This window comes from Streptomyces sp. NPDC045022 (assembly GCF_056432605.1).
Genome location: NZ_JBWKIR010000019.1, coordinates 57,986 through 77,424, shown reverse-complemented (window position 1 = coordinate 77,424; position 19,439 = coordinate 57,986). Strand labels below are relative to the sequence as shown.

Below are 19,439 nucleotides of genomic sequence, written 5' to 3'. Positions count from 1 at the left end.
GGTAGGGAGGGCGCGTTTCCTGCCTGTGGCACTGGGTGACCGGGAAGGAACTTCGCTCTCACCTCGGGAGGGGGCGGGGTGAGAGGTCGCCGCGGTGGGGGGTGCGTCGATCGAGCGGCGGCGTCAGGCCCGCTGCGCTCCTGACGTGGCGCGTGCCCGCTTCTCCCGCGCCCCGTCGGGCCACAGCCTCGGCTTCCGCTTCGCGGCCAGGTCCTCGACCCAGCCGAACCAGACGACGCAGCCGCAGATGAACAGCCAGGTGATGGCCAGGACCGGCCAGGGGCTCTCCAGCAGCCAGGAGAAGTGCAGGTACATCACGTCGAACTGCCACAGCTGGTCCCACAGCGTGGCGGCGACGAGGATGCACAGGTTGTGCCAGAGGTAGATCGTCACCGCCCGGGAGTTGAGCAGGGTGATCAGCCGGTCGAAGGGGCGCAGCCGGCGGGGCCAGTCGGTCCAGGACGGGCTGATGTGCAGGAGCAGCAGCACGGTGGCGAAGGACCACAGGGACTGGGCGAACGGGATGTCGTCCAGATCGTGCCCCTCCTTGAAGCCGTGGCTGAGGGCGTACCACAGACCGAAGGCGGCGACGATCGGGGCCACCGAGGGGACGACGTAGCGGGGGACGCGCCGCAGCACGCCCTCCTGGTGTGCCATGCCCAGGATCCAGCAGGCGCCGAAGGTGCTGAAGTCCGTCAGGGCGGACGGGATGCGCTCCCCGGGCAGGGTGAGGTAGCCGAACTCGAAGGCCGCGGCGAGGGCGATCGGCGACAGGATGGTCGCCCACGGCAGCGCCCGCAGGGCCTTGAGCAGGAACGGGGAGAGCAGGACGTACCAGAGGTAGGCGCGGATGTACCAGAGCGGACCGGCCAGTTCGGATCCCCAGTCCTCGCCGAGGATGCCGTGGATGCCCTTGAGGCCCTCGGCGTACGGCGGATCGCTCAGCGGCAGGATCCAGAAGCCGAGGTGGAGCCACCACCAGCCGGGGTGGCCGTCGTCGTGCGGACCCCAGCCCTGCAGCACCATGCCCGTCACGCCGAGGGCGCCGAGCAGCCACAGCGGGGGGAGCAGGCGGCGCAGCCGGCTGCGGACGACCTGCAGCGGCGGGCGCTTGAGCGAGCGAGCCATGAGGTTGCCCGCGAGGGCGAACATCACGCCCATGGAGGGGAACACGACGGGCAGCCAGGCCCAGCCCATCAGGTGGTAGAAGACGACGCGGAAGAGGGCCACCGCGCGCAGGAAGTCGAAGTACCGGTCGCGCACGGGCGTGCGTCGCTGCTGCTCCGGCCGCGGAGGAGAAGTGGGCTCGCCGGTGCCGGACGGCAGGGTGGGAACGGTCACGTGCTGGGCTTCCTGGGTGGTCGTCGTCGGTGCCGGCCGGCGCGCGAAGGACGCGGCCGGCTGCCCGTCCCGCGCCGGGCGGGGCTCGAAGGGCGAGGTGGTCATCCGGTCGGCCGCCCGCCCATGACGGGCCGGCTCTGGACGGGCGGTGCCGGGGGTGCGGCCACGCCGCCCTTGCGGCGCAGCTTCTGCCAGCGCAGGCGGCCGCCGGTGAGCGCCGTGATCCAGGACTGGAGCAGCACGACGTACATGAGCTGGCGGTAGAGGATCTGTTGCAGGGGCAGCGAGATCAGCGGGGTCAGCGGCTCGCGGTCCAGCCGGAACGCGTAGGCCGCGCACACCGCCTGGATCCCGAGGACGGCGGTCCAGGCCCCGATCGTCTTCTGGGTCGGGCCGAACACCAGCCCGTAGACGAGGAAGATGTCGATCAGCGGGGCCAGGAGCGGGGCGAGGACCATGAAGAGCGCCACCAGGGGCAGCCCCACCCGGCCGAACCGCCCGGAGGGGCCGCGCTCGAACAGGGCGCGGCGGTGCTTCCAGATCGCCTGCATGGTGCCGTACGACCAGCGGTAGCGCTGGGACCACAGCTGCTGGACGGACTCGGGCGCCTCGGTCCAGGCGCGCGCGTTCTCGGCGTACACCACGCGCCAGCCGTCCCGGTGCAGCGCCATCGTGATGTCGGTGTCCTCGGCGAGGGTGTCGTCGCTCATGCCGCCGACGCGTTCCAGGGCCGAGCGGCGGAAGGCGCCGACGGCACCGGGGATCGTCGGCATGCAGCGCAGGACGTCGTACATGCGGCGGTCGAGGTTGAAGCCCATCACGTATTCGATGTGCTGCCAGGCGCCGATGAGCGTGTCCTTGTTCCCGACCTTGGCGTTGCCGGCGACGGCCCCGACCCGCGGGTCGGCGAAGGGCTGGACGAGTTCGCGGACGGTGGCCGGCTCGAAGACCGTGTCGCCGTCCATCATGACGATCAGGTCGTGCCGGGCGTTGGCCAGACCACGGTTGAGGGCGGCCGGTTTGCCCGCGTTGAGCTGACGGATCACGCGGACGCCGGGCAGCCCCAGGCCTTCCACGATCCGTGCCGTGCCGTCCGTGGAGCCGTCGTCGATGACGAGGACCTCGACGGGGTGCTCGCTCCGTGTCAGCGAACGGACCGTGTTCTCGATGCACTTGGCCTCGTTGTACGCCGGGACCAGCACCGACACGGGTTCGGTCACCGGGTGATCGCCCCAGCGGAAACCACGGTGCCGGATCCGGCGAGCATGTACGCCGGACAGCAGGAGCATCAGGCCGAACCGCCCGAACACCAGGAACCCGATGACCGCGAGGCCCACGACGAGGGCGTCGGTGATGTGGTCCGACGCCCGTACCAGGAAGATCCAGGCCTTCCCCTTCCACAGGCCGAGGCCGGTGACCGGGGTGTCCGCGCTCGGGGCGTGCAGTGCCTCGGTGAGCGTCTGGAACTCATAACCCCGCTGCTGCAGTCGGGGCAGGTACCGGTCCAGGGCCTGGACCGTCTGGTGGCGGTCGCCGCCCGAGTCGTGCATGAGGACGACCGCGCCCCTGCCGCCCTTGGGGGTGGCGTTGCGGATGATCGCGTCGACGCCCGGCTTGCGCCAGTCCTCGCTGTCGGTGTCGTTGACGACCGTGAGATAACCGCGGCTGCCTATGTACTCGGTGACCGGCCAGGACGCGTTGTCCATGGCATCGGCGGAGGAGGAGTACGGCGGCCGGAACAGCGAACTGCGGATGCCGGCCGCTCCGGCGAGCGTCAGCTGGTTCTGGGAGAGCTCCCAGTCGATGCGCTTCTCGGAGTGGTACGAGAGGTCGGGGTGGTTGAAGGTGTGCAGGCCGACCTCGTGGCCCTCGTCCACGATGCGCCGGACGAGGTCCGGGTAGCGCGAGGTCATCGTGCCGGTGACGAAGAAGACCGCGTGCGCGTGGTGCTTCCTCAGGATGTCGAGGACCTGCGGGGTCCAGTTCGGGTCGGGGCCGTCGTCGAAGGTGAGGACAATGCGGTGGCCGGGCACCGACAGGCTGTCCGTTCGCCCGCCCCGGGTGTCGATGACCGGGCCGCCTTCGAGGATCTTCCGAGGCACCTTGTCGCTCGCCGCCGCGGGCCGCACGCGGTGGTCGGCGAGGATCTCACTGTGCACGTATCCGCGCAGCATGAGCATCGCCAGGGTCGCGCACAGGACCAGGGTCGGGAGCAGATAGCGCAGCGGGAGCCGGGGGCGCCGGGCGGGTGGTGGGGTACGGCGACGGGAACGTCTTGCCATCAGAGGGTGTTTCCCCTGGTCAGAGAGTGATCTTGGGGTGCGGGAACCGGTGCCGTCCGGCGGGGGTGCCCTTGCCGCGCGACGCCGGCGGCGAGGCAACGGAGGAGGCGGGGCCCCCGGGCGTGGACGGTGCCCGGGAGGCGCCGGCGGAAGGGGCCGACGCGGAGGGGGAGTTCTCCGTGACGCTCACGGTGCCGGTCTCGGCGGAGGCAGCGGCCGCCGGCCCGGAGGTGCCGGCCCGGCGGGACGTTTCGGCACCCGGTCCGGCGGTGGCGCTCTTCGTGGGGGGCGCGGCCGGACCGGTCGCCGCGCCGGTTCCCGGGGAAGTCTCGGCGTGGGAGGCCCTGGGCAGCGGCGAGGTGTCGAGCTGGCTGGCGGGCTTCTCCTCGTTCTGGCCCGGCACCGGCAGCCACGGCGCGTCGGAGCTGCCGGACATCAGGGTGGCGACGATGACCACGGCGTAGGCGGCGCAGGCGACGGCGACGAACAGGCCGAGGCGGCGGAAACGGCGGCTGCGGCGGCCCGACTCGTCGACGAAGACCGGTCCGTCGACGTCGGTGCCGCGCGCGGCGCCGGCGACCGGGGTCAGCCGGACGTCACCGAGCTGGACGGCGTCGAGCTGCACCGTCACCTCGTGCGGGTCGTGGGTGGGGTCGGCGGCCGTCCCGGCGGTGGTGCGGGGGCCGCCTTGCGCGGAGCGGGGCGCGCTCCGCGTGGGCTCGCCCCCGGGATCGCGGACGGCGCCGGCGGGCTTGGGGAAGCCGTTCGCACCGCCGGCGTCCCGGCCGGCCGAGAGGGCGAACAGCGCGAGGGTCTGCTCGGTTTCGGCCACCGGGGGCAGGGTCCCCGGGAAGGCCCGGGTGCCGGCTCCGGCCACCGGCAGGTCCCGCATCGCGGATGCGACTTCGGGCTCCTGCGGTTGGGCGTCTTCTCGCCACTCTTTCACGCGCGCACATCCCCCCACGGGATTGTTCCGGGTGCGCTGACGACTCCGGGCACCCGTCGACCGAACCAGGCCCCCACCCGGCCCGAGCGCCCCATTACCACACCGTGCCCGGGCCATGAATGTAGCGCACGCGGAGGAGTGGTGCGCGCCACGTGTCACTTATGCACACTCATCACACGATCATCGATGGCTGAAATCCATCCATCGGCGGGCCGTCGCAGCCACATGTGGGCCCGTGCGACCTCGGTCGCCGCCCCGCGCAGCGCGTCCAATCCCGGATGGACCAGTCCCTTCCGCCAGACCAGGGAGACGGGTGAGAGCGGGACGGGCTCGACGAGGGGCCGCCTTACCGTGCGGGGCATGGCCGGAAAGTCCACGACGGCCAGCACCGGATTGCGGGTCTTGGCCATGACCCGCTCGAACTCCTCGTCCCCGACGGCCATCGGAACGGGTGAGGCCAGCCGGATGCCATGCTCTTCGAACAGGCGATGTGCCAGGTCGGTCCACTCCCGGGTGCGCGGGTTCCCGGCACCGGCGTACACCTCCTCCCCGGCCAGCGCGGCCAGCGGCACCGCCGGCAGGGCGGCCAGGTGGTGGTCCTCCGGCAGGATGACGGCCATCGGCTCCCAGCGCACCGGCTGGTGATCCAGGCCGGACCGCAGCGCCGGGTCCAGGCCGGCGAAACGGCCGAAGGAGGCGTCCAGCCGGCCGGCCAGCAGCTCGGCGGCGGCTCCGGTGAGGCCGCTCTCGTAGCGGGCCATCAGCTCGCAGCCGGGAGCGAGTTCCCGGGCCCGGTGCAGCACCCGGCGGCCGGTGACCAGACCCGGCGTGTTGAGGTCCACGAGCAGCCGACGGGCCTGCCCGAACGCGGCGAGCAGATCGTCCTGGGCGGCCAGGACCCGCCGGGCGTGTGGCAGCAGGCGCTCACCGTCGGCGGTCGGCGTCACCTGCCTGGTGGTCCGCACGAACAGCTCCACGCCCAGCTCCCGTTCCAGCCGCCGTACGTCCCGGCTGAGCGCCTGCTGGGCGACGTACAGGCGGGCGGCGGCCCGGGTGAAGTGGAGTTCCTCGGCGACGGCGACGAAGGCGCGCAGCAGGCGGGGGTCCATGTGAGCGGGAGCGGGCATGGCGGCGAACTTACAACACAGGCGCGTCAATCGGCCCCGAGAAGGTGTTGGACCCCGTGATCCACTCCGGGCGATCGTGGAGTCATGCCGCACCAGACCACCGAAGACCGGCGCATACCGGCCGCAGCACCGCGCGGGACCGGGTACCGCCGCCTGTTCCGCCTCCCCGGCGTCCGCGCCTTCACCACCGGCAACCTCCTCGCCCGTGTGCCGATGGGGATGTTCAGCGTGAGCGCCGTCGTGATGATCGCCGGTTCCCGGGGCTCGTACGCCCTGGCCGGCGCGGTCACCGCGGCCGGTCTCGCCGCGACCGCGCTGGCCGGGCCGTGGATCGCCCGGCTCGTCGACCGGCACGGGCAGGCCCGGGTCGCCGTACCGGCCACGCTCGCCTCCGTGCTCGGCAGTCTCGCCCTGCTGCTGTGCGTGCGCTACGACGCCCCCGACTGGACCCTGTTCGCCGCCTACGCGGCCACCGCGGCGACCCCCAACATCGGCGGTCTGTCCCGCGCCCGCTGGGCGCATCTGCTGCGCGACGACCCGGGCGCGCTGCACGCCGCGAACTCCTTCGAGCAGGCCGCCGACGAGCTGTGCTTCATGCTCGGGCCGGTCCTCGCCTCCTTCCTGACCGGCACGTTCTTCCCGGAGGCGGGCACCCTCGCCGGGGCGGTGCTGCTGCTGTCGGGCATGCTGCTGTTCACCGCGCAGCGGGCGACCGAGCCGCCGGTCCAGGCCCGTTCGAAGGCGCCGTCACCGCTGCGCAGCCCGGGCGTCCCACCGCTGCTGGCCTGCTTCACGGCCACCGGCGCGGTGTTCGGCTCGATGGAGGTCGTCACGATCGCCTACGCCGACGCGCAGGGGCACCGGGCGGCGGCCGGTGTCGTGCTCGCGCTCCAGGCGGCGGGCTCGTGCGCGGCGGGGCTGATGTACGGGGCGCTGAAGCCGGCCGGCCTCGGCCTGACCCGGTGCCTGGCGGCGATGGCCGCGCTGATGACGCTGCCCTGGCTGTCCGCCACGCTCACCGGCTCCCTTCCGGTGCTGGCGGGGACGCTGCTGGTGGCGGGCATGGCGACCGCGCCGACCATGGTGACGGCGATGACCCTGGTACAGCGGCGTACCCCGGCCGACCGGCTCAACGAGGGCATGAGTCTGGTGGTGACCGGGCTGCTCACCGGCATCGCCTGCGGGTCGGCGACGGGCGGCTGGGCGGCCGAGCACCTCTCCCCCGGAGCCGCCTTCACGGTCCCGGCCGCGGCGGCCTGCCTCGCCCTGCTGATCAGCGCGGCCACGAGCTGCGTACGCCGGTCCCGGCCGGCCGCCTGACCCGAGCCACCCGCTCTCTCCGTCACCGCCCGCCGTGCGGGGAGACACCGGCCTCCTGGAGGATCAGGCCGGCATCGCGGCGATCCGCGCGACGGTTCTGCGCAGGATCAGCAGGTGGCGGACGGTGCGGATCCGCCAGGCGGTGAAGGCGAGGATGACGACGCCCGTGAGGGTGGGCCACTTCCAGTCTCCGGAGGTGTCCTGGAGGGCGGTGTGAGCGGCTGGGCCGTCGACGCGGGCGGCCAGGGTGGCGTCGGGCAGGTCGTCGAAGATGCCGTCGATCGCGATGCTGCCGATGCTGACGGTGTGGTCCTCGGCCTCGAACGAGCCGCTGCACGCCCAGCCGTCCTGCCACAGGTCGTCCCAACCGCCGGAGGCGCGGTCGCAGTGCGCGACCCGGACGGTCCCGGCGACCCCGGTGAGCTCGCCGTACCCGTGCAAGCCGCCCATGACGGCCAGGAACAGTCCCGCACACAGCCCGACGACGGCGAGGCTGATCTCGCGGGGCAGGGGTGGCAGGAGCCGGAGCAGGAACATCACAGGTGTGTCCTCCGCGGGCGGACGGGGCGGGTGCGCTCGGACGGTGCCGGCCGCCGGCGTCCCCCCGGATGACGCCTGCACGCGGGATCATGCCATGAGCATGCCGAGAGCGGCCGGGGTTTCGCATGACGAAGGCCCCGCCGCTCGAAGCGACGGGGCCTACGCCCACATGGGTTGGGATGCTCGGGAGCCTCCCGATCGTGGAGATGGCGGGAATCGAACCCGCGTCCAACGGTGCGGAATCAGGGCTTCTCCGTGTGCAGTTCGCTGTGATTTTCTCGGCCCCGGCGATCACGCGAACAAGTCGCCGACGGGCCCAGTCACTGTTTGGTTTCCCTCTTCACCCCGTGACCGGGATCAAGGTTTAGTTCCCTAGCTGATGCCAGGATCCGGGTCGGGAACAGCCCCGGGCTGACACTCCTGTGAGAGTTCGCTTAGCTGCTAATTAGGCAGCGAGGGCGAACGAGGAGGAATCGCGCTTGGTGTTGGCGATTATTTTTTGCGACATATGGTTTACGAGATCATTGCCGCTTCCTCGACACGCTTCCCCTGCTTCGACAGCCGCTGTCGAAACCGATCATCCCCATGTTGATTTTTCAACACCCTCCGTGGAGGGCGCGCGCACCCGCTGTGGAGTGCAGTGCCATCGTACGTGACCAACACGCGACAGTGCCAGCCTATTCCCGGCGGGCCGGTCAGCCGCCCCGCTGTTTGCGCTTGACCGCCGCGATCGCGCGGTCCGACTCCCGCCGGTCCTGCTTCTCCCGCAGGGTCTGCCGCTTGTCGTACTCCTTCTTGCCGCGGGCCAGGGCGATCTCGGCCTTCGCCCGGCCGTCCTTGAAGTACAGGGCGAGGGGCACGATCGTGTGACCCGTCTCCTGGGACTTGGACTCCAGCTTGTCGATCTCCTCGCGGTGCAGGAGCAGCTTGCGCTTGCGGCGCACGGAGTGGTTGGTCCAGGTGCCCTGGCTGTACTCGGGGATGTGGGCGTTGTGCAGCCACGCCTCGTTCCCGTCGATCTGGACGAAGCCGTCGGTCAGCGAGGCGCGTCCCTGGCGCAGCGACTTCACCTCGGTACCGGTGAGCACCAGGCCGGCCTCGTAGGTGTCGATGATCGCGTAGTCGTGCCGAGCCTTCTTGTTCTGCGCGACGATCTTGCGCTTGCCGTCCTTGGCCGTCTTCGCGGCCCCTCCGCCCTGCTTGGGCTGGGACTCCTTCGGTACGTACATTCCCTTGCTCATAGTGCCGACCATTTTCGCACCACGGTGGGGGTGCGGGGGAAGCGCATTAACGGGGACCTACGAGGGGTCGCCGAGCCCCGTGAGGACCGTCTCGGCGCGCTGCAGGGCCCCGGCCCCCGCATCCAGGTCGGGGGTGATGCCCCGGCCGTCGACCGCGTGCCCGGAAGGGGTGCGGTAGTGGCCGACGGTCAGCTCGGCCACCGAGCCGTCGGGGAGTTTCGTCGGCATCTGGATGGAGCCCTTGCCGAAGGTGCGGGAGCCGATCACCACCGCGCGCCCCCGGTCCTGCAGGGCGCCGGTGAGCAGCTCGGCCGCGCTCATCGTGCCGCCGTCGACGAGGGCGACCAGGGGCCGGGCGGTGTCACCGCGGGAGTCGGCGTGCAGGGCGCGCTGGGCGCCGTCGACGTCGTAGGTGGCGACCAGGCCGCCGTCGAGGAAGGCGGAGGCGGTGTCCACGGCCTCGGTGACCAGGCCGCCGGAGTTGCCCCGCAGGTCGAGGACGATCCCGGCATCGTCCGGGGCCTCGCGCAGGGCCGAGCGGACGGCGTCGGCGGAGCCCTTGGTGAACGCGGCGATCTTGATGACGGTGACCCCGCCGGGCATCCTGCGGACGGTCACGGAGTCGGTGGACAGCCGGGCGCGGTGCAGCCGCTCGGTCCACGCGCGTGTGCCGCGCTGCAGGCCGAGGGTGACCGTCGTACCGGCCGGGGCGTCCTCGGCGTCGCCGCGCAGCGAGGAGACCACCTCGGTGACCGGCCGGCCGTCGACCTTGCGGCCGTCGACGCTGCGCAGCCGGTCGCCCTTGCGGATCCCGGCGGCGGCCGCGGGCGAACCGGACTGCACCCGCGTCACCTCGATCCGGCCGTCCCGCTCACGCCGTGCCGACAGGCCGACGCCGGTGTACCGGCCGTCGAGGGCCTCCTGGAACTCCTCGTACTCGCCCTCGGAGTAGACGGCGCCCCACCGGTCCCCGCTGCGGCTGACGGCACGCTCGGCGGCCTCCATCGGGGACTTGCCGTCGGCCATCGCCTCGGCGGCGGCCCGCTGCACGGCCTCGTGCCGGGTGCCCATGCCCACCGGACCGGCGACGGCCTTCCGCGCGGGGTGCCCGGACTCCGGGAAGGATCCGGTGGCGGCGCCGGCGACCAGCACGCCGGCGAAGACCAATGTCAGGGCAGCCCCGCGGCGGATGCGACGGGGCTGGCGGAACAGGTCACGGCCTGACATGGCGGTGAGTCTAGGACAACGCGAAGGGCCGTACGGCCGGTTGCTCGTACGGCCCCCTTGGCATGCGTCACACCTTGAGGTACTTGCGCAACGCGAAGAACGCCGCCAACGCGGGCATCAGCACGCTCGTGGCGAGGATCAGCGGCAGCTTGGTCAACACCGCGTCCCAGCCAACGAAGTTGATCAGCGTGAGCTTGTTGGACAGGGCCATGCCGTGGTCGATCGTGAAGTACCGGCCGATCACGAGGAACACGCAGGCGAGGCTGCCGCCGATGAGACCGGCCACGGCCGCCTCGGCGATGAACGGCGCCTGGATGTAGAAGCCCGAGGCACCGACCAGGCGCATGATCCCGGTCTCACGCCGTCGGCTGAACGCCGAGACGCGCACGGTGTTGACGATCAGCAGCAGCGCCACGAGCAGCATCAGCGCCATCACGCCGAGCGCCGCCCGGTTCATCAGGCCGAGCAACTGGAAGAGGTTGTCCAGGATGCCCTTCTGGTCCTGCACCGACTGCACGCCGTCCCGACCGTTGAACGCGGACGCGATCACCTGGTACTTCTGCGGGTCCTCGAGCTTGATCCGGTACGACTCCTGCATCTGGTCCGGCGTGAGCGAGCCGGCCAGCGGGGAGTTGCCGAACTGCTCCTTGTAGTGCTTGTAAGCCTGGTCCTGGGACTCGTAGGTGACCCTCTCGACGACCGGCATCTTCTTCAGGTCGGCGAGGATCTGCTTCTTCTGGTCCTCGGTGACCGCGCCCTTGGCGCAGTTGACGTCCGAATCGGCGTCGTGCTTGTTGCACAGGAAGATCGAGACGTTGACCTTGTCGTACCAGTAACCCTTCATGGTGCTGACCTGATCACTCATCAGCAGTGAGCCGCCGAAGAGCGCCAGCGACAGGGCTACGGAGACGATGACGGCGAAGGTCATCGTCAGATTGCGGCGGAGACCGACACCGATCTCCGACAGGACGAACTGGGCGCGCATGGCGTCTGGTCAAGCCTTTCGGTCGTGAACTTGCTTCAGTGCTGGTAGCCGTAGACGCCGCGGGCCTGGTCGCGGACGAGGCGGCCCTTCTCCAGCTCGATGACGCGCTTGCGCATCTGGTCCACGATGTTCTGGTCGTGCGTCGCCATGATGACGGTGGTGCCCGTCCGGTTGATGCGGTCGAGCAGCTTCATGATGCCGACGGAGGTCTGCGGGTCGAGGTTGCCGGTGGGCTCGTCGGCGATCAGCAGCTTGGGCCGGTTGACGAAGGCCCGCGCGATGGCCACGCGCTGCTGCTCGCCACCGGACAACTCGCCCGGCATACGGTCCTCCTTGCCGCCGAGCCCGACCAGGTCGAGCACCTGCGGCACGGACTTGCGGATCTCGCCGCGGGACTTGCCGATGACCTCCTGGGCGAAGGCCACGTTCTCCGCGACCGTCTTGTTCGGCAGGAGCCGGAAGTCCTGGAAGACCGTCCCCAGCTGGCGGCGCATCTGCGGCACCTTCCAGTTGGAGAGACGCGCGAGGTCCTTGCCCAGCACATGCACCTGACCGTGGCTGCACCGCTCCTCGCGGAGGACGAGCCGCAGGAAGGTGGACTTTCCGGAGCCGGAGGACCCCACGAGAAAGACGAACTCGCCCTTCTCCACCTCCAGGGATACATCCCTCAGGGCGGGGCGGGTCTGCTTGGGGTAGACCTTGGAGACGTTGTCGAATCGGATCACGGGTGCACCACGGGTCGCCGGGGGTAGATGAGCGTGACCATACGCGAACCCGGTGTGCAAGTGCAGTCGCAGGTTGCAGTTGGGCAAGACTTGTACGTTTTTGTACCGGCCTCTGTTCTCGCCCCACTCTTCCGGGGCCCCGCGCACGCTCCGCGGGAACCTGGCACAGTGGAGGGGGAACGTTCCCGTTCCCGTGAGCGTTGTACGAGTGATGGCGGGTGCGAGGAGGGCGAGCGCATGACGTACGACCGGTTGGTGTGCGCGAACTGCGCGGCGCCCGTGAGCGAGGGCCGGTGCCCGGTGTGCCGTGCCAACCGCGAGCGGTTGCAGCAGGAGGGCTTCTTCGGAGGCCTGAACCCGATGGCGCTGATCGCGCTGCTGGCGGTGCTGATCGCCGCGGTGGCGCTGCTGGCGCACCAGACCGCGTAGGCAGGCAGCGAGCCCGGAAGCGGCGAAGGGCCCGGAGCGCCAAGCTCCGGGCCCTTACGTCTGTGGCGCGCGCGCAGCGCGTGACCGTACGGCTACGGTCAGGCGGCCGCGCCGCCCCGGCCGCCGGCCAGGCGCGGCAGGACACGGAAGCCGATACCACCGGCGATCATCGTCGCGGCACCGATGAGCAGGAACGCGGTCTGACCGGCACCGGTCTCGGCGAGCTGCTTGTCACCGCCCTGGGGCGTGGTGTCGGAGCCGGTGTCGGTGAGGGCCGAGGTGCCCTCCTCCTGGGAGGTGTTGTTGTTGCCACCGTCGGGGGTGGTGTGGTTGCCCCCGGTGGTGGAGCCGCCGTCGCCGGAGCCACCGGTGCTGCCCGAGCCACCGGTGCTGCCCGAGCCGCCGGTGGAGCTGGAGCCGCCCGAGGTGCTGGAGCCACCGGTGGAGGTGGAGCCGCCATTGGAGCCGGAGCCACCGTTGGTGCCGGTACCGCCGTCGGTGCCGGTGGTGCCGGTACCACCATCGGTGCCGGTACCGCCGTCGGTGCCGGTGGTCCCAGTGGTGCCGGTACCGCCGTCGGTGCCAGTGGTGCCAGTGGTGCCGGTACCGCCGTCGGTGCCGGTGGTCCCAGTGGTGCCGGTACCGCCGTCGGTGCCGGTGGTGCCAGTGGTGCCAGTGGTGCCAGCGGTGCCGGTACCGCCGTCGGTGCCAGTGGTGCCAGCGGTGCCGGTACCACCGTCGTTGCCGGTACCGCCGTCGGTGCTCGTGCCACCGATGACACTGCCGCCGATGCCGCCCTCGGTCACGCCGACAGAGGCGCCGCCGTCGGTGCCCTCCGTACCGCCAGTGGTGCCCTCGGTGTCGCCACCGTCCGTGGTCACGCCGATGCTGATCGGACCCGCCTGGACATCGAGGTCCAGGGCAGAGGCCGCACCGGCTGCGGTCAGCGACGCACCGGCCGCGATCACGGCGCCGGCGGCTATCCGCGCGACCCGGATCCGCGTCTTCTTCGTCATATGGTTGCTACCCCCAGTAGCTGTTCGTCAATGAGGCGGAGCGTGGGGCTTGCCGTGATCGACGGAGGCAGCTGGGTGACGAAATCCGCGCGTCAACTCGATCCCCCGGTTCACATGCGCCCCTTGAGTACGCATGCCGCCCTTTACCCTCGCGATTTTTCAAAGCAACGTCAAGGCCGTTGCGGGCGCATTGTCCGATGGAAGGACATTTGCGGGGAGTTGAAGCCTGTGAGTGTGATGTAAAACCCAGACAAACGACAACTGCCGCCTCCCGGGCGGCAGTTGTCATGTCGACAAAGTTACTTCGCCTGCTGCTTGCGCCAGCGAATACCGGCCTCCAGGAACCCGTCGATCTCGCCGTTGAAAACGGCCTCCGGGTTGCCCACCTCGTGGTCGGTGCGCAGGTCCTTGACCATCTGGTACGGGTGCAGCACGTACGAACGCATCTGGTTGCCCCAGGAGTTGCCGCCGTCGCCCTTGAGGGCGTCCATCTTGGCCTGTTCCTCCTGCCGGCGCCGCTCCAGCAGCTTGGCCTGCAGGACGTTCATCGCGGTGGCCTTGTTCTGGATCTGCGACCGCTCGTTCTGGCAGGAGACCACGATGCCGGTGGGCAGGTGGGTGATGCGGACGGCGGAGTCGGTCGTGTTGACGCCCTGGCCGCCGGGCCCGGAGGACCGGTAGACGTCGATCCGCAGCTCGCTCTCGTCGATCTCGACGTGGTCGGACTGCTCGACGACGGGCAGCACCTCGACACCGGCGAAGGACGTCTGGCGGCGCCCCTGGTTGTCGTAGGGCGAGATGCGCACCAGGCGGTGCGTGCCCTGCTCGACGGAGAGGGTGCCGTAGGCGTAGGGGGCCTGGACGGCGAAGGTGGTGGACTTGATGCCCGCCTCCTCCGCGTACGACGTCTCGTAGACCTCGGTCTTGTAGCCACGCTGCTCGGCCCAGCGCAGGTACATGCGCTGCAGCTTCTCGGCGAAGTCGGCGGCGTCGACGCCACCGGCCTCGGCGCGGATGTTGACGAGCGCCTCACGGGCGTCGTACTCACCGCTCAGCAGCGTCCGGACCTCCATCTCGTCCAGCGCCTTGCGCACAAGGGTCAGCTCGGACTCGGCCTCGGCGCGGGTGTCCGGGTCGTCCTCCTCCTCGGCCATCTCGAAGAGGACCGAGAGATCGTCGATCCGCCCGCGCAGCGCTTCCGCCTTCCTGACCTCGGCCTGGAGGTGGGAGAGCTTGCTGGTGATCTTCTGCGCCTCGTCCGGGTTGTCCCACAGGGACGGCGCGGCCGCCTGCTCCTCGAGCACGGCGACGTCTGCCCTCATCTTGTCGAGGTCCAGGACGGCCTCGATCGACTCCATGGTCGAGGAGAGGGACTTCAGCTCTTCGGATACATCGACGACTGCCACGCCTCCAGCGTAACGGCTCCGCCGGGCGCCGAGAGCAGGGTGCGCGCAGCCGACCGAGCACCCGGCGCCGGGGCGGGCCCCACCGGGGGCCGCCGCCCCGGGACCCCCGCTCCGGCCCTGAGAGGGGCCACGTCCTCGAACGCCGGACCGGGGACACCCCCTTGGGCTCAGGGGGCCGGCGGGCCGGGGCTCAGGGGGCCGATGTGCTGTGGGTGTCCTGGGCCGGCTGGTCGTCGCCGCCGGAGGAGATCCACCAGGCGCCGACGCCCACGACCGCCGCCACGGCCACCCCGGCCACGCCCAGCGTGATCCGGCGCCGCCGGACAGCCACCCGGTGCCGGGCCGAGCCCGGCCGGGGCGCGCCGGGTGCCCGCGGCGCGCGCGCCGTCCCGTGGGCGCCGCCCGCCAGCTCGTCCGGCCCCGGCACCCGCATCGAGGTGTGGGTGTCCCGGTTGGAGTCCGGTTTGGCCCCGGGGACCAGGGACACCGCTCCGCGCCGCCGTTCCGGCTCCCCACCGGGCGGAGCCGACGGCACCGGCTCGTCCGCGGCCTCCTCGGGGAGGTCCGGCTCGTCCACGTCCAGCGGTGGCATCCCGGCCAGCGTCGGCAGCTGCTCGCGCAGCCGCGCCGCCAGCTCCGAGGCACGCAGCCGGGAGGCGGGCGCCTTGGCCAGGCACTGCACGATCAGCTGCCACAGCTCCTCGGGGATGCCGGGCAGCGGTACGACGGTCTCGGTGACGTGCCGGCGCAGGACCGCACCGGGGTGTCCGCCGCCGAAGGGGGTGAAGCCGGCCAGCAGCTCGTACAGGACCGTGGCCAGCGCGTAGATGTCCACGGCCGCGCGCGGGGGCAAGCCCTCGACGATCTCCGGCGCCAGGTAGTCGGGCGTCCCGATGATCTTCGTGGCCCGGGTCCGCTTGGGCGAGTCGATCAGCTTGGCGACGCCGAAGTCGGTGAGCAGCGCGGGGTGCGCTCCGCCGGGGCCGAGCGGACCCTGCATGTCCAGCAGGACGTTCTCGGGCTTGACGTCCCGGTGGACGACACCGGCCGCGTGGGCCGCCGCCAGCGCGTCGGCGACGTCGGCGACGATCGCCACGGCCGCCTCGGGGGCGAGCCGCCGCTCACGTTCCAGCCGGGTGCGCAGGTCGGTGCCCCGGACCAGGTCCATGACCAGGGCCAGGTCGTCGCCGTCGACCACCAGGTCGCGCACGGAGACGATGCGCGGGTGCTCCAGGCCGAGCAGCGCGGTGCGCTCCTGGACGAAGCGTCCGACGAGCTCCTGGTCGGAGGCGAGGTCCTCACGCAGCAGCTTAACGGCGACGGGGCCCTCCGGCCCCTCACCCAGCCACACCGTGCCGGCGCTGCCCCGCCCCAGGATCTGGTTCGCGGTGTACCGGCTGCCGATATTCCGTACCAAGGCTGCTCCTACAGACGCGTGTTGTCGTTAAAACTACGCGTCGGACGAGCCAACCTTCACCGCGGAGACGGAAATCACCCGCCAGATGTCGACAAATCCCTAAACCAGCGCTCGGTTTCCGCTGCTTCGCCCGCTCAGTTCCCGTTGCCGGAGGAACCGCCCAGCTTTTTGATCCAGTGGCCCGCTTTTCCGGCCCAGTCGGTCAGCTGGTCCCAGTAGCCCCTGCCCTGTCCGACCCAGGTGTGCAGCGGGGTCAGCTCCCAGATCAGCCAGCCGGCCACGACCAGGATGACGATCGTGAACAGGCAGCCCTTGAGGCAGCCGAGCCCAGGGATCTTCGTCGGGTTGGCACTGCGCTGCCGGGGCGGGCGCGGCTCGCGCGCGGGCCGCTGCGGCTCCGGGGCGGGCGGCGCGTACCGCTGCGGCTGCTGCTGCGGGGCGTACTGCTGAGGCTGCTGCTGCGGGTAGCCGTACCCGGGCGCCTGCTGCCGACCGCGCGGCTGCGGCTGCTGCGGGCGGCCCTGCGGGGCCTGGCGCGGCTGCTGCTGGGGCCGGGCCACCTGCCGCTGGGGCCGGCGGCGCAGCGGGTCCTCGTCCGGGTCCAGGTACTGGATCTGCGTCTGCTCGTTGCGGTCACGGGCGGCGCGCAGCTGGGTCTGCCAGGGGTGCGGCTGCTCGGGCTGCTGCTCCTGGCGGCCGGGCTGCCCGGGGCCGCCCTGGGCCACCGGCGGCAGGACGGCAGTCGGGTCCGCCGCGCCGGTGTTGGGCAGGACGGCGGTGGGGTCGGCGGCGCCGGCCGGACCGCCGGTGTGCGGCAGGAAGCTGGTCGCGGCGTTCGGGTCGTACGCGCCGGGCGGCGCGTTGGTCGGCAGCACCTGGGTGGGGTCGGCGGCACCGGCCACGCCCGGGACCGCGGTCGGGGCCGGGTCGGGAGCGAGCAGGGCGCCGACACCCTCGGCGGCGGCGATCTGGGCGGCGTTCGCGTGCACCCCGATGCCGTCGGCGACGACCCGCAGCCCGCGCGCGAGGTTCTCGGCGCTCGGACGCTCTTCCGGGGACTTGCGCAGGCAGCGCTCTATGATCGTCCACAGCGGGTCCGGGACGGTGGAGGGGCGGCGCGGCTCGGCGCTCAGGTGCTGGTGCAGGACCTCCAGGGCGCTGCCGCCGGAGAACGGCGGGCGGCCGGTGACCAGCTCGTACAGCAGGATGCCGGCGCCGTAGATGTCGACCGCGGAGGTCTGCGGGCGGCCCTCGGCGGACTCGGGCGCGACGTACGCGGGCGTGCCGACGAACTCGTGGGTGCGGGTCAGGCCCGGGGAGTCGGCGAGGCGGGCGATGCCGAAGTCGGTCAGCATCGGGTGCATCTGGCCGTCGTACTGCCGGAGCAGCACGTTGGCGGGCTTCAGGTCGCGGTGGACCACGCCGTCGGCGTGGCTCACGGCGAGCGCGTCGGCGATCTGGGCCGTCATCAGCGCGGCCGCGACCGGGGTGAAGGGGCCGTTCTCGCGCAGGTAGCGGTGCAGGTCGGGACCGTCGACGAGGTCCATCACCAGCGCCAGCAGATCGCCCTCGACGACCAGGTCACGGACCCGGACGATGTTCGGGTGGGTGAGGCGGAGCAGGACGGAGCGCTCGCGCAGGAAGCGCATCACGATGTCCGGGTCGCTCGCCAGCTCTTCCTTGAGGACCTTGATCGCGACCATCTCGCCGGGCTGGCCGGGCACGGCCGCCTCGGCGCCCGCGGTCTCGCGCTGGCGGGCACGCCAGACAGTGCCCGTGGCGCCGCGCCCCAGCGGCTCCTCGAGCAGGTACTTGCTGCCGACTGGCCGCACGTCACGCGCTCCCTGCTGCTTGCTGATGCTTGCTTGCCTGCATTCCGGTGTTCCGACCCACTGTAGTGCCGCGCTTCAGAGCACTACGTATGCGTTCCCGAGCATGTTCGAAGGAAAGACGCTCCCTCTGGTCTCCCGGTTGCCAGGGGTTGGACGTGACCGATCTCAACTGATCACCGGCGTGCCACTGGTCAGGCACTTTTGGGGGCAGAGCCGACCAATCAAGATCACTTGTCACCGGGTACCGGGCGCGGTGTCGGTGGCAGGTGCGAGGATGCCTCCCAGTACTGGCCGACGTGCTCGTGTGGGGTGGGGGGAAGTCCGCGCCCGCGCAGACCCGCGCAGAAGGGACCGCTGACGCCGATGCAGATCCGGCTGACCGTCGTAGACCCGCTGGGCCCCTCCCCGCAGCGGGGCCGCGCCGCGAGCCGCGACGTGCTGGTCACGGCACCCACGGGCACGGACCTGGCCGCGGTCGCGTCGGCACTGGCCGGGGCGGTCACCGGCGACGGCGGCACCGGCCGTGACGCCTCCGGCTCCTCGGTGGTCCTGTACGCCGGCACCGAACGCCTCGATCCCCGCCGCCGCATCCTCGGCGAGCCCCCGCTGGTCGACGGTGCCGTGCTGTCCCTGGGCGGCCCGGCGGCGCCCGAACCCCACCCGGAGCTGGACGACGCGCCGACCCAGCTGCACGTGGTCGCCGGTCCGGACGCGGGCGGGGTCCATCTGCTGCACGGCGGCCGCATCACCGTCGGCCGCTCCGCCGACGCCGACGTCCCGCTGGACGACCCCGACGTCTCCCGTCTGCACTGCGCGGTCACGGTCGCCGCCGACGGCCGTGTCTCGGTGGCCGACCTGGACTCCACGAACGGAACGGCCCTCGACGGGACGCGCGTGACCGACCGGCCGGTGCGGTTCCCCGCGGGGGCGCTGCTGAGGATCGGGGAGTCCGCGCTGCGGGTGACTCCGTCCGGGGGGCCCGGGGCACGGGTCCGGACGGTGGCCGACGGGGAGGGGTGCGTGCGGGTCGCCCTCGGGGGCGAGGGCGGGGATGAACGTGCGGGTGAGGGCGCGGATGTGCCGGGGGGCGCCCGGCCTTCGACCGCCTCGTCGGGTGGCCCTCGTGGGGCGCAAGCGCCGTCGGCGAGTGCGGGTGGCGCCGAGGGGCTGCGGCCCGCGTCGGCGGGTGCGGCGGCCGGGGGGCCTGCCCTGCCTGGTGCCGGTTCCGGGACGGCCGGACACGCGCGCGTGCAGCCCGGACCGGCCGTCGGCGCCGCGGGTGCCTCCGGCTCCGCGCATCACGCCTACGACTCCGCCGGCTGGGACGCGTCCGGCAGCGGCACGGGCGCTCAGGAGCACCGGCACGGCGAGCCGCCTGCGGTACCTGGCCAGGCCACGGCACCGAGCATCGAGAACGGCGGCGGGGGCTGGGGGGCGAACAGCGCGGGCTCGGACCACCGCGGCGGGGGGCCCGGGGCGACCGGTGCGGGCTCCGAGAACCGCGGCGGGGATCGAGGAGTGAGCGCGGCCACCGAGAACCGCAGCGGGGGCTGGGCGGCGACTGACACCGGCTCCGACAACCGCGACGGCGACGGCGGCCCGAGG

The 19,439-nt window shown here is 71.9% G+C and carries 16 protein-coding genes and 1 other RNA gene; 3 read left to right on the top strand and 14 right to left on the bottom strand.

The genetic code is table 11. The features are described from left to right. Window positions 1-123 precede the first annotated feature (123 nt). From AC07C1_RS28625 to AC07C1_RS28610, 4 genes are all read right to left on the bottom strand, one after another. Window positions 124-1,446 (bottom strand): acyltransferase family protein, encoded by a 1,323-nt coding sequence (locus AC07C1_RS28625; RefSeq protein WP_478943584.1) that lies wholly within the window; start codon window positions 1,444-1,446, stop codon window positions 124-126. Continuing rightward, window positions 1,443-3,623, bottom strand: a complete 2,181-nt coding sequence (locus tag AC07C1_RS28620; protein WP_478943582.1) for a bifunctional polysaccharide deacetylase/glycosyltransferase family 2 protein — start codon at window positions 3,621-3,623, stop codon at window positions 1,443-1,445. The genes AC07C1_RS28625 and AC07C1_RS28620 overlap by 4 nt, the downstream gene beginning before the upstream one ends. 19 nt (window positions 3,624-3,642) lie before the next feature. Further along, complete coding sequence (locus AC07C1_RS28615; protein WP_478943580.1) at window positions 3,643-4,569, bottom strand: hypothetical protein; 927 nt, start codon at window positions 4,567-4,569, stop codon at window positions 3,643-3,645. 155 nt (window positions 4,570-4,724) lie between these two features. Continuing rightward, window positions 4,725-5,696, bottom strand: coding sequence for a LysR family transcriptional regulator (locus tag AC07C1_RS28610; RefSeq protein ID WP_478943578.1), 972 nt, complete (start codon window positions 5,694-5,696; stop codon window positions 4,725-4,727). A gap of 84 nt (window positions 5,697-5,780) precedes the next feature. Between AC07C1_RS28610 and AC07C1_RS28605 the strand changes: the two genes are divergently transcribed. Next, window positions 5,781-7,016: an MFS transporter gene (locus AC07C1_RS28605; RefSeq protein WP_478943576.1), complete on the top strand. Its 1,236-nt coding sequence runs from the start codon at window positions 5,781-5,783 to the stop codon at window positions 7,014-7,016. A gap of 63 nt (window positions 7,017-7,079) precedes the next feature. On the opposite strand, the gene AC07C1_RS28600 is transcribed toward AC07C1_RS28605, so the two are convergent. The 6 genes from AC07C1_RS28600 to ftsE all read right to left on the bottom strand — a co-directional run bounded on the left by AC07C1_RS28600 (window position 7,080) and on the right by ftsE (window position 11,734). Further along, window positions 7,080-7,556, bottom strand: a complete 477-nt coding sequence (locus AC07C1_RS28600) for a hypothetical protein (protein ID WP_478943575.1) — start codon at window positions 7,554-7,556, stop codon at window positions 7,080-7,082. A gap of 198 nt (window positions 7,557-7,754) precedes the next feature. Then, window positions 7,755-8,141, bottom strand: a transfer-messenger RNA (tmRNA) gene (gene ssrA / locus AC07C1_RS28595). Window positions 8,142-8,251: 110 nt separating this feature from the next. Then, the gene (gene smpB, locus AC07C1_RS28590; RefSeq protein WP_478943573.1) at window positions 8,252-8,797 is read right to left on the bottom strand and encodes an SsrA-binding protein SmpB; all 546 of its coding nucleotides are present in this window, start codon (window positions 8,795-8,797) and stop codon (window positions 8,252-8,254) included. A 57-nt stretch (window positions 8,798-8,854) separates the two neighbouring features. Next, window positions 8,855-10,024 (bottom strand): S41 family peptidase, encoded by a 1,170-nt coding sequence (locus AC07C1_RS28585; protein WP_478943571.1) that lies wholly within the window; start codon window positions 10,022-10,024, stop codon window positions 8,855-8,857. Between the two features lie 67 nt (window positions 10,025-10,091). Beyond that, window positions 10,092-11,009, bottom strand: coding sequence for a permease-like cell division protein FtsX (gene ftsX, locus AC07C1_RS28580; RefSeq protein ID WP_478943569.1), 918 nt, complete (start codon window positions 11,007-11,009; stop codon window positions 10,092-10,094). A gap of 35 nt (window positions 11,010-11,044) precedes the next feature. Further along, the gene (gene ftsE, locus AC07C1_RS28575; protein WP_031159396.1) at window positions 11,045-11,734 is read right to left on the bottom strand and encodes a cell division ATP-binding protein FtsE; all 690 of its coding nucleotides are present in this window, start codon (window positions 11,732-11,734) and stop codon (window positions 11,045-11,047) included. Window positions 11,735-11,971: 237 nt separating this feature from the next. On the opposite strand from ftsE, the gene AC07C1_RS28570 reads away from it, so the two are divergent. Beyond that, entirely contained in the window at window positions 11,972-12,163 is a 192-nt protein-coding gene (locus AC07C1_RS28570; protein ID WP_356941222.1) for a hypothetical protein, read from the top strand. Window positions 12,164-12,261: 98 nt separating this feature from the next. Here AC07C1_RS28570 and AC07C1_RS28565 read toward each other — a convergent pair whose 3' ends face one another. The 4 genes from AC07C1_RS28565 to AC07C1_RS28550 all read right to left on the bottom strand — a co-directional run bounded on the left by AC07C1_RS28565 (window position 12,262) and on the right by AC07C1_RS28550 (window position 17,834). Further along, the gene (locus AC07C1_RS28565) at window positions 12,262-13,179 is read right to left on the bottom strand and encodes a hypothetical protein (protein ID WP_478943566.1); all 918 of its coding nucleotides are present in this window, start codon (window positions 13,177-13,179) and stop codon (window positions 12,262-12,264) included. 299 nt (window positions 13,180-13,478) lie between these two features. Next, window positions 13,479-14,585 (bottom strand): peptide chain release factor 2, encoded by a 1,107-nt coding sequence (gene prfB, locus AC07C1_RS28560; RefSeq protein ID WP_478943564.1) that lies wholly within the window; start codon window positions 14,583-14,585, stop codon window positions 13,479-13,481. 190 nt (window positions 14,586-14,775) lie between these two features. After that, entirely contained in the window at window positions 14,776-16,002 is a 1,227-nt protein-coding gene (locus AC07C1_RS28555; RefSeq protein WP_478943562.1) for a serine/threonine-protein kinase, read from the bottom strand. A 134-nt stretch (window positions 16,003-16,136) separates the two neighbouring features. Then, window positions 16,137-17,834, bottom strand: a complete 1,698-nt coding sequence (locus AC07C1_RS28550) for a serine/threonine-protein kinase (RefSeq protein WP_478943560.1) — start codon at window positions 17,832-17,834, stop codon at window positions 16,137-16,139. A gap of 363 nt (window positions 17,835-18,197) precedes the next feature. Here AC07C1_RS28550 and AC07C1_RS28545 point away from each other — a divergent pair. After that, window positions 18,198-19,439 (top strand): FHA domain-containing protein (locus AC07C1_RS28545; RefSeq protein ID WP_478943558.1); only part of this gene is annotated, 1,242 nt, incomplete at its 3' end.